This is a genomic window from Delftia tsuruhatensis (genome assembly GCF_903815225.1).
Taxonomy (GTDB): domain Bacteria; phylum Pseudomonadota; class Gammaproteobacteria; order Burkholderiales; family Burkholderiaceae_C; genus Comamonas; species Comamonas tsuruhatensis_A.
The window spans coordinates 2432559-2446709 of record NZ_LR813084.1 but is presented as its reverse complement, the minus strand read 5'-3'; the positions used below and the strand labels follow the sequence as shown (position 1 = coordinate 2446709).

9 protein-coding genes are annotated in these 14151 nt (G+C 69.5%); 3 read left to right on the top strand and 6 right to left on the bottom strand.

What is annotated here, in order from left to right:
* Positions 1-150 precede the first annotated feature (150 nt).
* Complete coding sequence (locus tag L1Z78_RS11045; RefSeq protein ID WP_234641531.1) at positions 151-6150, bottom strand: DUF4011 domain-containing protein; 6000 nt, start codon at positions 6148-6150, stop codon at positions 151-153.
* Positions 6151-6339: 189 nt separating this feature from the next.
* Between L1Z78_RS11045 and L1Z78_RS11040 the strand changes: the two genes are divergently transcribed.
* Positions 6340-7218, top strand: a complete 879-nt coding sequence (locus L1Z78_RS11040; protein ID WP_234641530.1) for a LysR substrate-binding domain-containing protein — start codon at positions 6340-6342, stop codon at positions 7216-7218.
* A 33-nt stretch (positions 7219-7251) separates the two neighbouring features.
* Here the strand turns inward: L1Z78_RS11040 and L1Z78_RS11035 are convergent, their stop codons facing one another.
* Complete coding sequence (locus tag L1Z78_RS11035; protein ID WP_234641529.1) at positions 7252-8151, bottom strand: DMT family transporter; 900 nt, start codon at positions 8149-8151, stop codon at positions 7252-7254.
* 129 nt (positions 8152-8280) lie between these two features.
* Here L1Z78_RS11035 and L1Z78_RS11030 point away from each other — a divergent pair, with 129 nt between their 5' ends.
* Complete coding sequence (locus tag L1Z78_RS11030; protein WP_234641528.1) at positions 8281-8520, top strand: hypothetical protein; 240 nt, start codon at positions 8281-8283, stop codon at positions 8518-8520.
* A gap of 17 nt (positions 8521-8537) precedes the next feature.
* On the opposite strand, the gene L1Z78_RS11025 is transcribed toward L1Z78_RS11030, so the two are convergent.
* Positions 8538-10187, bottom strand: a complete 1650-nt coding sequence (locus L1Z78_RS11025; protein ID WP_234641527.1) for an ABC transporter substrate-binding protein — start codon at positions 10185-10187, stop codon at positions 8538-8540.
* Positions 10188-10369: 182 nt separating this feature from the next.
* On the bottom strand, positions 10370-11824 hold the full coding sequence (locus L1Z78_RS11020; protein WP_234641526.1) for a leucyl aminopeptidase family protein: 1455 nt from the start codon (positions 11822-11824) through the stop codon (positions 10370-10372).
* A 197-nt stretch (positions 11825-12021) separates the two neighbouring features.
* Here L1Z78_RS11020 and L1Z78_RS11015 point away from each other — a divergent pair, with 197 nt between their 5' ends.
* Positions 12022-12360, top strand: a complete 339-nt coding sequence (locus tag L1Z78_RS11015) for a DUF6616 family protein (protein ID WP_234641525.1) — start codon at positions 12022-12024, stop codon at positions 12358-12360.
* A 36-nt stretch (positions 12361-12396) separates the two neighbouring features.
* Here the strand turns inward: L1Z78_RS11015 and L1Z78_RS11010 are convergent, their stop codons facing one another.
* Positions 12397-13071: an RraA family protein gene (locus tag L1Z78_RS11010; RefSeq protein WP_234641524.1), complete on the bottom strand. Its 675-nt coding sequence runs from the start codon at positions 13069-13071 to the stop codon at positions 12397-12399.
* 39 nt (positions 13072-13110) lie between these two features.
* On the bottom strand, positions 13111-14112 hold the full coding sequence (locus tag L1Z78_RS11005) for a Bug family tripartite tricarboxylate transporter substrate binding protein (protein ID WP_234641523.1): 1002 nt from the start codon (positions 14110-14112) through the stop codon (positions 13111-13113).
* Positions 14113-14151 lie beyond the last annotated feature (39 nt).

Genomic DNA, 14151 nt, shown 5'->3' with positions numbered 1-14151 from the left:
CCCCCCCTGAGGCGCTTCGCGCCTTCCCCATCTCTCTACTCGCTTCGCGAGGGAGGGGGACGACAGCCTCGCTGCGGGGCGGCGCGGCCGGCGTAGGCCCTTGCTTGCTGTCCCTGACATGGGTCGCGCCCGTTTCGCAGGCATGGCTGGTCAGGCCTTTTGGGCCTCGTCCTCCGGCTCAGAAACTTCGGACGACTCTTTTGCCTGGTGATCGGCCGCACGCTTGCGCCGGTCCTGCTCCAGCAGCGCGGTCAGCGCCATGTGGATGCGCTCCAGCGTGCCGCCCGGGTTGATCCACCAGTCGGTGGACCAGATGCGCAGGATCTGCCAGCCCAGGCCGCGCAGCACCTGCTCGCGCAGCTTGTCGCGGTCGCGCGCCGTGGCCGAGCGGTGGTAGGTGGCGCCGTCGCATTCCACGCCGGCCAGGTAGCGGCCCGCGAAGTCCGGGTGCACCACGCCCAGGTCCACGCGGAAGGACGAGGCACCGATCTGGGTGTGCACGCGCCAGCCCTTGCGCTCCAGCGCCCGGGCCACGCCGGCCTCGAAGGGGCTTTCGAAATCGCCCTGGCTGCCACGATGCGACTCGGCCAGCGCGCGCGGGCCGCGCTCGGCGAATTCCAGGAAGTGCTTGAGGTCGCGCACGCCGGCGGCCTGGGTGCGCGACAGGTCCATCTGCTCGCCGCGCAGGCTGGAGAAGATGCGCAGCTCCTGGCGCGCGCGCGTGACGGCCACGTTCAGGCGCCGCTCGCCGCCATCGCGGTTGAGCGGGCCGAAGTTCATGGACACCGCGCCCGAGATGTCGGGCCCGTAGGTGATGGAGAAATACATGATGTCGCGCTCGTCGCCCTGCACGCTTTCCAGGTTCTTGACGAAGACGGGTTCCAGCTGCGCATCGGAGAAGAAGGCCTCCAGCGCGGGGTCCCTGCGGCGTTCCTCGTCCAGCAGGTCCTCGATCAGGCTTTGCTGCTCGGAGTTGAAGGTCACCACGCCCACGGTGGTGCCGGCCTCGCGAAAGCCCGGCGAGCGCAGCCGCTGCACCAGGTCGGCCACCAGGGCCCTGGCCTCGGGCTGGTTGATGCGGGCGCCGCCCTTTTCGTAGCGGCCGTCCACGGCATGGAAGCTCACGGCGCGGTCATCGGTCACGGGCGAGGGGAAGGTGACCAGCCCGCCGCCGTAGTAGCGGTGGTTGCTGAAGGCGATCAGGCTTTCATGCCGTGAGCGATAGTGCCAGGACAGGTGGCGCGTGGGCAGGCTGGCGCCCAGGCACTCGTCCAGGATGCTCTCCATGTCGCTTTCCGTGAAGTCCGCGTCCTCGTCCGCGCTTCCGGCACGGTCGAAGAAGTTGGTGGGCGGCAGTTGCCTGGGGTCGCCCACCATGACCACCTGCCTGGCGCGCGCCATGGCGCCGATGGCGTCCCAGACGGGAATCTGCGAGGCCTCGTCGAAGATGACGATGTCGAAGTTGCTGGTCTCGGCGCTCAGGTACTGGGCGATGGACAGCGGGCTCATCAGCAGGCAGGGTGTCAGGCGCAGCACAGCCGATGGGATCTGCTCCAGCAGCTGGCGCAGCGGCAGGTGCTGGCGCTTCTTGGTGATCTCGCGCCGCAGAATGCCCCACTCGCTGTTGCGCTCGATGCTGTCGGCCGACGGCAGGCCCGCGCACAGCCGTGCGCGTATCCACTGGCGCGTGACCGCGGTGAATTCGTCGTCCAGCGCGCGGAAGTCGGCAATGCGCCGTTCGTGCTCGGCGGGGACGAAGCGCTTGAGCACCTCGTCCTCGTCCACGGCCAGCGCCAGCCACCAGCGCGCGTAGTTGGCCTCGAAGGCCTGGGGTGCCCGGGCCGGGTCCAGGTGGCCTGACTCGATGGCATCGGCCAGCGCACCCAGGCCCTGCTCGTGCGCCGCAGCCCGGGCATTGCGCCAGGCGCACCAGGCATGCAGGCCGCCTTGTTCGGCCAGCACGCCGGTGGCCGTGGCCGCCAGTTGCTCGGCCGTGTGCCCGGCCAGGGCGCGCTGCCGGGACTCGTCATGGGCGGCGGCCGCGCTGAAGGGCTCGACGGCCGCATGCAGCGCAGCCAGGCTGTCCACCAAACGCTGGCAGGCCAGTCCCAGCGCAGCGCCCTCGCCCAGTTCGGCGTCGTGCAGGCTCAGCACCTGGTGCAAGGCCTGGCGTGCCTGGGCCAGGCCAGCCTCCGGCCAGCCCAGTCCGGCCAGCCCTGTCTGCAGCGATGCCTGCAGGCGCAGCGCGTGCTCCACGGTCTGCGTGCGGGTGTCAAGCCCGTCCCAGACGCCGGGGCAGCGCGCGCGCAGATCGTCCAGTGCCAGCAGTTGCTGCTCGATGGCGCTGCGGGCTGTCAGCTGTGCATGGGCCTGCTGCAGCGCTGCGCCGCAGCGGCCCTGGCCCACGCTGGCGTGCGATCCCGTGAGGCCGCCGCGCCGCGTCAGCTGCAGGCGCTCGCGCTCGAAGGCCAGCGCATCCTGCAAGGCCTGGGCATCGGTTTCCAGCCCGCGCCACAGGCCGTGGCTGGCTTCGGTCAGGGACAGATAGCCGTCCAGCTGACGGTCCATCTCGTGCAGGGCCTGCAGGCGCCGCAGCTCGGCCATCCAGCGCTCGCCGCCATGGCCCTCGGCCACGGCCTGCAGGCCGTCCAGCGAAAAGGGCCTGCGCGCACGCGCCGCCAGCAGGGCCGCGTTGGCCTTCAGGACGCCGCGCGCATGGTCGGTGCGTGTGCGGTGGCCGGCCCACAGGCCGTCGGCCGCGGCGCCGGGCTGGATCTGCTCCAGTTCTTCGCGCAGGCCCCGGATGCGCACCAGGGCGGCCAGGTCCTCGGCCACGCGCGGCTCCCCCGCGCCTTCGATGGCGGCCTCCAGCGCCGCGCGCACCTTGCGCCGCCCCAGCCAGGACAGTGGCCAGAGGGACCTGCCGGCCTTGGCCCATTCCCGCTGCAGCAGGGCCACGTTGAGCTGGCCCACGCCCGCGCCGTATTTCACGGACAGGCCCTGGCGCAGCGCCGCGATCTCGTCGATGCACTGCAGGCCGCGTTCCAGTTCATCGCCCAGGGCCGCGGGCCAGGGCGTGCCCAGCTCGGCCTCCAGGCCGCGACGCCGGCCCAGCAGATCCAGCGCCTGGGCCAGGCGCTCCTGCAGTTCGGCCGGCCAGGGCGCCGGCACCTGCGCGCACAGCGCGCCGTGCTGCGCCAGCAACTGCAACCCCGCCTGCAGGGATTCAACCGTGCGCGCGCCTTCGGGCAGCATGCAGAAAGCCAGGTTGCGACCGGCGGCTGCAGGCAACGCCCGGGCCACCACGCCCAGGGCCGAGCGTTCCTGGCGCCCCAGCGCAGGCCATTCGATGCGCAGCAACCGCCCCAGCTCCCGCGCGGCGCCGGCAAAGTCCTGGCCTGCGTCGGCCAATGCCTGGGCGGCGTCCACCATCTGCTGCTGCCAGCGCACGGACCAGTCGGCGGCCTGCACGGTGGACAGCGGGCCATCGCGCAGTTGCGTCGCACCCACGGCCTGGGCGTTGGATTGCAGGCGCCCGGCGGTCTCGCGCAGCAGGGCCAGCCCCGCTTCGTCATGGGCCTGTGCCGCGGGCCAGTGAAAGCCCAGGCGCGGCAGCGCCTCGCCACCCGCCACGGCGCCGATGGCACGGTAGATGGTCCAGCCGTTGGCGTGGCGCATGTGCAGGCGCTGCACATAGGCCGACAGCTGCTCTCGCAGCCTGCCCAGCCGGGCGGCCTTGGCGGCCCAGGCGTCGGCATCGACTTCGCCATGGGAGTCCCAGGACTTCTGCAACTGGCCCAGCACATCGAGCTTGCGGCTCTTGTTGGAATGCAGCTCCAGGCAGAACTCGCCCAGGCCGACTTCGCGCAGGCGGCGATAGACCACGTCCAGCGCGGCGATTTTCTCGGCCACGAAGAGCACGCGCTTGTCCTCGGCCAGGCATTGCGCGATCAGGTTGGCGATGGTCTGGCTCTTGCCCGTGCCAGGCGGGCCGATCAGCACGAAGTCCTTGCCCCTGGCGGCCGCCATGATGGCCGACAGCTGGGAGGAGTCGGCCGGCAGCGGGCTGAAGACCTGCTGCGGCGGGAACTCCTGGTCCAGCCTGCACGCATCGGGAAACGGGGTCTCCGAGCGATAGGGTTCGCGCGGCGTGTCGATCAGGTGGGCCACCACGGGCGAGGCGCGCAACTGGTCGGCGCGCTCGGCCAGGTCCTTCCACATCAGGTACTTGGCGAAGGAGAACATGGACAGCACCACGTCCTCGCTGACCTCCCAGCCTCGGATGTCCTTGACGGCCTCGCGCACACGGGCCCAGATGCCGGTGATGTCCAGGCCCGCCTCGTCGCGCGGCAGGTCGCCCGCGGGCACGCCCAGGTCGAGCTGAAAGTCCTGGCGCAGCATCTCGATCAGGGTGGGATTGAAGCGCGCCTCGTCCTCATGCGCCGCCAGCGTGAAGCCCGAGCGCGCGCTCTTGCGCTCCAGCGTGACGGGCAGCAGGATCAGCGGCGCGCGCAGACGCGCATCAGGCTTGTCAGGCCGCGTCCAGAGCAGAAAGCCCAGGGCCACGAACAAGGTGTTGGCGCCGCCTTCCTGCAGCGCATTGCGCGCGCCGCGGAACAGCTCCACGAAGCGGCCGTCCAGTTCCGACGTCTCCAGGTCGATGCAGACCTCGCGGCGTCGCAGCGCCTCCTCGGCATGGGCGCGGCGCAGGTCTTCGAGGCTGCGCGCCTCATGCAATGGCTGGCTGCGCGGGTCCGTGCCCTGCATGAGTTCGGGGCTGGGCAGCAGCTTCAGCACCTGGCCGGCAGCCAGCGCATCTTCCAGGGCAGGCGCCTGCACCTGCAGCAGCAGCGACTTCTTGCCCGGCCTGAAGTGCAGCAGGGCATTGCGCAGCGACAGGTCCAGCAACCGGCGCTGCCAGCGCGCCAGCCTGTCCCTGGGATCGAGTTCGGCCGTGGGCACCTCCCGGGCCAGGCCCCGCGGCGGCAGTTGCGGAGGCGGTTCCACCGTGAGCGCGGGCTCGCCTGCGCCATCGCTCTCGCCCTCGGCCGACGCGGCCCCGTCCTCCTGCGGCTGCGCCAGAGCCAGCGGCCGGATGCGCTGCATGCGCGCGCGCCGCACGTCCACCAGCAGCTCGAACCGGTCCTCCTGCTCCTCGGACAGCTGGCGGGCTCCCTGGGCAATGGCCTGGCTGAAGGCCACGGCCTGGCCCTGGGCGGCCAGCGTGGCCTCGAAGACCACCAGCTCCCGCAGCCTGAGGCGCTTGCGCACGGCGGTGACGTCATCAACCACGGCCGTGGAAAACTCCTGCGGGCCCAGCCACAGGCCTACGAAGGCATGGCCGCGCGTGAAGAGCAGCAGGGGATGGAGATGCGCCTGCTCCAGGCAGGAGGCGAACAGCAGCGCCAGGTCCAGGCAGGTCGCCAGGCCCGCATCCAGCACCTGGCCCGTGCTCCGGATCTTCTGGCCCGCATGCTCGAAGCTGGCCGGTGGCAGCGCGTAATGCAGTTTCTGCTGGAGCACGGCGGTCCAGAGGCCGGAGGCCAGCTCCCACGCCCGCTCGGGCCCTTGCTCGTAGCCATCGATGGCACCGGGCCGGCCGCTGGCCTGCAGCGCCTGCGCGGCGGCCTTGAGGAGGCGATCCACGGCCGGGTCGTTGGGCTGCACGAAGGCCGCCACCATCTCGGGCAGATGGCCCAGGCCGCCCCACTGGTTGCGCGCCAGCAGTTCCACCGGGTGTTCATGCCGGGCCAGCACCGGACCGGCCTGGCCCGTGCCGCTGCGGCAGCTTGCGCGCAGCTCCAGCCGCAGCACGGCGGACTCCGCCTCGGTCAGGCGCGAGAGCAAGGCGCCATTGAGCACCACGTCCAGATCGGTGAGCGCATAGCTGCCGTGCGCCGCCACCGACTCCAGGTGCCAGGTGCGCGGCTGGATGAAAGCCGGCTCGCAGTCCAGCTGCAGGCTCAGGCCCTGCAGCGGCTCGGCGCCGTCGTTGACGACCACCAGCTCCAGCAGCGCGGGCACGGCATTCTGGAAGTCGGCGAGATTGAGCCTGGCCACGGTGCCGATGCGCAGCGAAATCGAAGGTCCGGGCACCGGGCTGGCATGGGCTTCGGCGGCGGGGGAGTCTCGGCGGTTGTCTTCTGTCATGCGCAATGGTCCTTGGCTGGCCGGCGCATGCCGCAGGACGATCGAAATCCTGCGGCATTCGCGGCCCGGTGATTGTCCGCTGCGAAACGGCCGTCCGGCCCGAGATGGACGGTTTTCATGGGTCACCGTTTGCAAATTCCGAAGCAGGCCCGCACCGGGCGCCCGCCTCCAGTACGATGCCGGCGATCCATGCGCAACATTCCACCCGTCCACCTGCTTGCCGCCTTCGACGCCGTGGCCCGCCACCAGAGCTTCAACCAGGCGGCCGAAGACCTGCACCTGTCGCACAGCGCGGTCAGCCACCGCATCCGCGAGCTGGAAAGGCTCGTGGGCGCCACCTTGTTCCACCGCAGCACGCGCGCGGTGGCGCTGAGCCCGCAAGGCACCTGGCTGCACCAGCAGATCCGCGCCCCGCTGGAGGCCCTGGAGGCGGCCTTCGGCCGATTCACGCATGAGCGCGACGTGGTGCGCATCAGCGCCCTGCCCTCGTTCGCGCGCCTGCGCCTGGTGCCGGCGCTCACGGCCTTTCACCACAGCCACCCGGCCGTGTCCGTCGCCATCGATCCGACCACGCGCAACGTCCAGCTCGAACAGGGCGAGGCCGACATCGCCATCCGCTTCGCGCACCAAGCGCCCCAGGCCTTCCATTGCGAGCACCTGCTGGACGATGAGTGGTTCGCCGTGGCCGCACCACGCTATCTGGAGCCGTTCGACGGCCTGGGGCTGGCCGCCCTGTTCGGACGCGCCAGCCTGCTGTCGCACAGCCGCCAGCCCTGGGATCCCTGGCTGCAGGCGGCAGGCCTGCGCATCCCGGCGACGCGGCGCCAGCTGAGCTACACGGACACCGGCCTCATGCTGGACGCGGCCCTGAACCTGCAGGGCATCGCGCTGGGGCGCCGCTCCCTGGTCCAGCGCCTGCTGGCCGAGGGCAGTCTGGTGCGCGTCTCGGACATCGCCATCCCCTGCGAGCAGCGCTATTTCCTGCTGGCCTCCGAGCGCGCCATGCTCTCGCGCCATGGCCCCATGGTCATGGACTGGATACGCGCGTTGGCGGCGCAGCCACCGTGAGCGGTGTCGCAACAGGCGCAGGCAAGGCCGCGCCTACCGCGCCATGGTCAGCGCGATGCCCAGCAGCACGCCGCCGATGGCGACCATCTTCGCGCGGATGTGCTGCTCCGCGAAGAACAGCGCCGACAGCGCGAACACCATGATCAGGTTGGCGCGCCTGAGCACCGAGATCACGGCGATCTGGGCGCCATCCATCTGCACGGCGGCCAGATAGAGGTATTCGGCCAGCACATAGGCGAAGGCGATGGCGGGCACCGGCCAGTTGCGGCCCAGCAGGCTGCGCAGCTCCAGCGTGCGCCAGACCCAGGGCAGGAGCAGCAGGGCCAGTGCCGCGCGCTGCAGCGCCGACCAGGCCTGGACGGCTGCCAGGTCCATGCGCAGCGTGGCCAGGATGTGCTTGTCATACAGGGCATTGGCCGACGACAGCAACGTGGCCGCCAGCATGCACAGCACCCAGAGGTTGCTGCCGAAGCGTATGCCCTCCCTGCGCCCGATCAGCGAAAACAGGTAGTACGCCGCCATGGAGACGGCCAGCCCCAGCCACTGCCACCAGCCCAGTTGCTCGGACAGCAGCAGCACCGCGCCCAGCGCCGTCCATAGCGGTCCGCTGGCACGCACTCCGGCCGAGATGGACAGCGGCAAGGCCTTCACCGCGTAGTACGAAAGCACCCAGGTGGCCACCATCATCAGCGACTTGGGCAGCAGCAGCATCTGCTGGCGGCCGTCCAGCACGCCGGGCGCCAGTCCCAGATCGCGCAGCGCGGGGGCCATGCGGGCCGGCAGGCACAGCAGCGGCAGCCACAGCAGTGCCCCGATGGCACAGCACCAGAACACCACCTCGACCACGGATTTCTCCGCCAGCGCCAGCTTGGTCAGAAAGTCATAAGTCCCCAGCACCAGGCCGGCCAGCAGCCCCCATACCATCCAGTCCATATCCGTTCGCACTCCTGCATTGACAAGGGTGCGAGCGTAGGAGCGATGGGCGTGTGGATTGCTGAGGCTTGCGCGGCGATTGTGCGATGTCATGCATCAATGCGCGCGGGACCGGGCGCAGGTCACCTCATGTACGAACGCATCATGGACAGCACCAGGTCCGCATCGTCCTGCCTGTCGGCGCCGGAGGCCTCGCCATCGGCCAGGTGCTGGCGCGTGGGCAAGGCGCACTGCGCCTGCATCGTGGCCCGGGATGCAGCCGCCGACGTGCAGCCCGACACCGTGCGCCGCCTGCCGGGCATGCACGGGGAACTGGTGCATGTGACGGTGGAGGTCGACCGGCCGCTTCCCGCGCGGGCCACGGCCTGAAGGGCGCGATCCCGACCTCACTGCGCGCCGGCCACCGTCGCCTGGCGCGTGCCCGGCTGCTTGAACAGCTTGAAGTACGGCGTGTTCGACGGATTCACCGGGATGTCGAACTTGCGCACCATGGCATAGGTCTGGATCTGGTCGTGCAGGGGCAGGTAGATCAACTCCTTTTGCACCGTGGACCAGATGGAGTGGATGGTGGCATCGCGCCTGCGCGTGTCGCCCTCGGAGGCCAGGGAGACGATCTTGCTGTCCAGCTCGGCATTGCTGTAGCGCGTGGCATTGGTGTTGCCCCGGCCGTTCTTGCCGCGCGTGTGCACCAGATAGTCGAAGACATAGGCCGAGTCATAGGTGGGAACGCCCCAGCCATAGAGATAGAAATCGGTCTCCTGGTTGTTGATCGCCGCCGTCTGGATGGCCAGCGGCCGCGAGGAGACGGTGGTCTTCACGCCGATGCGGCCCAGGAACCCCGCCACGGCCTGGCAGATGGCCTCGTCGTTCAGGTAGCGGTCGTTGGTGCAGTGCAGGGTCAGGGCGAAGCCGTTGGGGTAGCCGGCCTCGGCCAGCAGCTTCCTGGCCTGGGCCGGGTCCGTGCGGCCCACGGCGCCGAAGGATTTCTCGTAGCCGTGCACGAAGGGCGGCGCAATGATGTTGGTGGGCACGGACAGGCCCCGCATCACGGCGCGCTGGATGGCGTTGCGGTCGATGGCCAGCTGGAAGGCCTGGCGCACGCGCAGGTCCGCCAGCGGGTTCCTGTCCTTTACATCGGAGTTGGCCAGCGGCGCTGCCCCCACGTTCAGGCCCAGGAAGATGGTGCGGTTCTCGGCCGCCTGGTTGATGCGAAAGCGCGGATCGGCACTCAGCCGCGCGATGTCCTGGATGGGCAGATCCTGCACGAAGTCCACCTCGCCCGACAGCAGGGCCGCCACGCGCGTGGACTGGGACTTGATGGGCAGGTAGACCAGCTCGTCGATCTCCAGCGGAAACTGGCCCCGGCCCCAGTAGCCGGGGAACTGCCGCAGCACGGTGCGCGTGTCCTGTTCGCGCGAGGCGATGACGTAGGGACCCGTGCCGTTGGCGTTGCGCGTGGCGAAGTTCTCTTCCTTGGCCAGCGCATTCTGTGGCTGCTCGGCACCATGGGCCTTGGCCCAGGCGGCGCTCAGGATCTGGATGTTGATGAGGCTGGCGGGCAGCAGCGGGTTGGGCCCGTTGGTCTTGATGTGCACGGTGAAGGCATCGACTTTGGTCACGTCGGTGATCGAGGTCAGAAGCGAGCGCATGTCCGATGTGGGCGAGCGCGCACGGCGCAGCGAGAACAGCACGTCGTCGGCCGTGAACAGGCTCCCGTCATGGAATTTCACGCCCTTGCGCAGCTTGAACTCCCAGACCGAGGGGTCGGCAGTCAGCGCCCAGGAGGTGGCCAGGGTGGGCTGCAGCTTGCCATCGGCCGTGCGGATGATCAACGGCTCGTAGATCTGGTGCAGCAGGTTGTGGTTGGGGCCGTTGTTCAGCGCGTGCGGGTCCAGCGTGGAAGCATCGGTGGAACGCGCCCAGCGCAGGGTCTCGGCCTGGGCGGGCGGTGCGCACAGCAGGGCTGCAGCCAGGGCGGGCACCAGCGCCAGGGTTCGAAGAGAGAAAGTGCGAGGCAGGATGGATCGTTGGTTCATGGAGTGTCCCGGCAGCCGGACAAAGAAGCGGAAAAAGGCCGCGGCGGACGCCGCGCCGACTGCACCAGACGGGCGATTGTGTGGAGGCACCGGCCGGCCGCAAAGCCCGATTGCGCCTATGCAAATGCGCCCGGTGCAGATGCACCGGCGACGCAGGCGCCAGCGCTCCGCCGCCCACCGCTTCAGCGCGCGGGAAAGCGCTGCGCCAGCAGCGTGAACAACGCGCGCAGGCCCTGCGCCTCGCCTCCCTCGGGCCGCCCGGGCCGCTCCTCCTGGTTCCAGGCGAACAGGTCCAGATGCAGCCAGGGCACCTCGGGCGGCACGAAGCTTTCCAGGAACAGCGCGGCCGTGATGGCACCGCCGTGCGGTGTGCTGGCGGCGTTGAGCAGATCGGCCTGGTCGGACCTGAGCATGCGGCGGTACGGCGCCCACAGGGGCAGGCGCCACAACGGATCGGCCTGCGCTCGGCCCTGGGCCAGCAGGGCTTCGGCCCAGCCGTCATGGTTGCTGAACAGTGCGGGCAGGTCCGGCCCCAGCGCCGTGCGCGCGGCGCCCGTGAGCGTGGCCAGGTCGACCACCAAGGCAGCAGGCGTGGGCGCGGTCCGGATGGCGTGGTGCAGGGCATCGGCCAGGAGAAGACGGCCTTCGGCATCGGTGTTCTCCATCTCCACGCGCCGGCCGTCACCCGCCTCGATGATGTCGCCGGGCCGAAGCGCACCCGCGCCCACGGCGTTCTCGACCGCAGGCACCAGCAGCTTCAGGTGCACGCGCAGGCCCGCCTGCATCACCAGGTCCGCCAGTGCGATGGCATGGGCCGCCCCGCCCATGTCCTTCTTCATCCAGCGCATTCCGGCCGCCGGCTTGAGGTCCAGCCCGCCACTGTCAAAGCACACGCCCTTGCCGATGAGTACCACATGGGGCAGCGCGGCATCGCCCCAGGTCAGTTCGGCAACGCGCGGTGCCTGCGCCGCCGCGCGGCCCACGGCATGGACCAGCGCAAAGCCCTCGGCGGGCAAGGCATCGCCCACCCATTGCCGGTAGCGCGCGCCATGGCGCTCGGCCAGCCGTTGCACGGCCAGGGCCAGCTCCTGCGGCCCCAGCAGGTTGGCCGGCAGGTTGACCAGGCGGCGCACTTCGCCGATGGCTGCGGCCATGGGCGCGATGGCGGCCTGCTCATCGGCGCTGGCCAGCAACTGCGGGGGGCATGGGCGGGGGGCCGCGCCCGGCTGCCTGGCCTGGCTGGTCGATGGCAACGCACCCAGTGCCCAGCCCAGCAGCAGGTGCGACCTCTGGGCCAGCTCGCCCTCTCCATCCCTGTCGGCAAGCGCATAGATGCCGGACGGCAGCGCGCCGGGCAGGCCCGCCAATTGCCACAGCGGCTGGTCCGGGTCCACCCCCACCAGCACGCCGGCGAGGGCCGTGCCCTCGCGCTGCAGATCAGGCAACAAGAGAACACGGCCCGGCCGTGCATCAAAGCCTGCGGCGCGGGCCCAGCGGGCCTGGGCCGCAGGCAGTTGCTCCAGCACGGCCGCCAGCGTGCCCGGTGTGACGCGGTACAAGGCCGTGGTGGATTGGGGTGAGATGGCAAATGCGCCGGAGCGGGAATCGGAATGGAATGTTGTGGCGGGGGTGGACATGGCGTGGTCAAAGCGCGCCAGCCTAAAGGTCAGCCCGACTATCGCAAACAAGCCTGCCGCATATGGATATGCGCAAACCCCTGATGGAAGGCAGCGCCGGGGTGCAGGCTGCATGCCATGGCGACAAATATAATTAGCCACCATATAATATGCAAACATCAAATCCAGCGCACGGCGCATCAACCCCAGGAAACACCATGTCCCACTATCTGGTCGAGCTCTATTCCCCCAACCCCGCCTGGCTGGCGCTGCCCGCCGCGCAGCGCCAGCATTTTCTGGAAGGGGTTGCCAGTGCCATGGGCGGGCTGGCTGCCATGGGCGTACAGGTGCTGGCCCTGGCCGAGACCGACGGCCGCCTGGACCACGCCAGCCCCCACCGCTTCCTGGGCATCTGGCGCTTTCCCGATACCGCTGCCCGCGATGCCTTGCTGGCAGGCATCAAGGCCAGCGGCTGGTACGGCTACTTCGACCATGTGAACGCGGCCAGCGGCGCGGGCGGCTTCGAGAGCCATCTGAAGGCGCTGACCGAAGCCTGAAGCAGACGCGCGATGGGAGCTGCCGCGCCGCCAGCGCTACGGCTCAATCGGACACCCCAGACGCTTGAGCGTCTCGTCGATCCATGGCGCGCTGTAGGTACCGGCAGCGATGTCGGCCACCATCCTGGCCTCGACGGCCTGCTTTTCGTGTGCGGCATCCAGCAAGGCCTGCGCCTGCGCATACGGTACGCACAGCAAGCCATCGTCATCGCCGATCATGAGGTCACCGGGCTCGATCACCATGCCATCGATGGCGATGGGCACATTGATTTCGCCAGGGCCGTCCTTGTAGGGCCCGCGGTGCGTGACGCCCGCTGCGAATACGGGGAAGCTGCCTGCACGAATCCATGCGGCGTCCCGGATCGCGCCATGGATCACGATGCCGCCCAGCTGGCGACGCATGGCGTCTCCGACCATGATTTCTCCGATGAGTGCATTGGTGAGGTCGCCACCCGCATCCACCACGATCACGTCGCCTGGGCTGGCCAGTTGAAGTGCCTTGTGGAGCATGAGGTTGTCGCCCGGGCGCGTCTTGATGGTCAACGCGGGGCCGGCCATGCGCCCGCCGCCGTGCATGGGGCGCAACCGCGCGCCGCCAGCCGTCATGCGAGCCATGCAGTCGCTGACGTTGGCAACAGGCACGTCGAGATAGTGCCTGGCAATATCCAGGCTGACAGCGCGTTGCCGCTTCAGAATTTGAAGACCGATCATGGTGTTTGCTCAGAGTGGATGGGATGAAAGCTGTGCCGCTCAATCCAGCGTGGTGCCCGAGCTCTTGACGATGGGTGCCAGGCGTGCGCGGTCGCTGGCGTAGAGCCTGGCCATGTCCTGCGGGGTGCCGGTGATGAGTTCGGCGCCGGAGTCGGCGATCTTCCTGGCCGTGTCGGGTGCGTTCACCACCTTGTTGATGGCTTCGTTGAGCTGCCTGACGATGGCGTCGGAGGTGCCTGCCGGGGCCATCACGCCCCACACGCTGGCCAGCTCCACGCCCTTGATGCCGGATTCGGTGTAGGTCGGCACGTCGGGCAGCAGCTTGGAGCGGCTCGCGGTGGTCACGCCAACGGCGCGCACCTTGCCCGACTGGATGTGCGACAGCAGCGTGGGGATGGAGCCCATGTACATGTCGATGCGCCCGCCCAGCAGGTCGGGCATGGCCTGTGCCATGCCGCGAAACGGCACATGGGTGAACTTCACATTCGAGCTTTTCTGCCAGGCCTCGCTGACGAGGTGCGAAATGGTGCCGGTCCCCGGCGTGGCAAAGCTCAGGCGCCCGGGCTCTTTCTTCGCCGCCTGGACGATGTCGTCCAGGGACTTGTACGGCGAATCGGCATTCACCACGAGCACGGCCGGGCCGGCTGCGACCAGGGCCACGGCGCGCAGGTCCTTGTCGGGGTTGTAGGTGAGCTTGGAGTACAGCAGCGGGTTGAGCACCACGTTGTCGGTCTGCGCCATCACCAGGGTCAGGCCGTCGGCGGGGGCCTTGGCCACCTGGTCCAGAGCCAGGTTGCCACCGGCACCGGGCTTGTTCTCCACCACGATGGGCCACCCATGGGCCTCGGTGAGCTTGGTACCGACCAAGCGCGTGAGGTTGTCGGTGCCGCCACCCGCCGGAAAGGGCACGATGAACCTGATGGGCCGCTGCGGATAGGAGCCCTGGGCATGGGCCGGGGCCATGGCGGCGATGGCGGCGATGGCGGAGGTCAGTGCCAGCAGGCCGCCGAGGGCCAGGTTGCGTCGGGTCAGGGTCGTCATTGCGAATGTCTCCTTTTATGGTGTCGGTTGGCGCAGGGG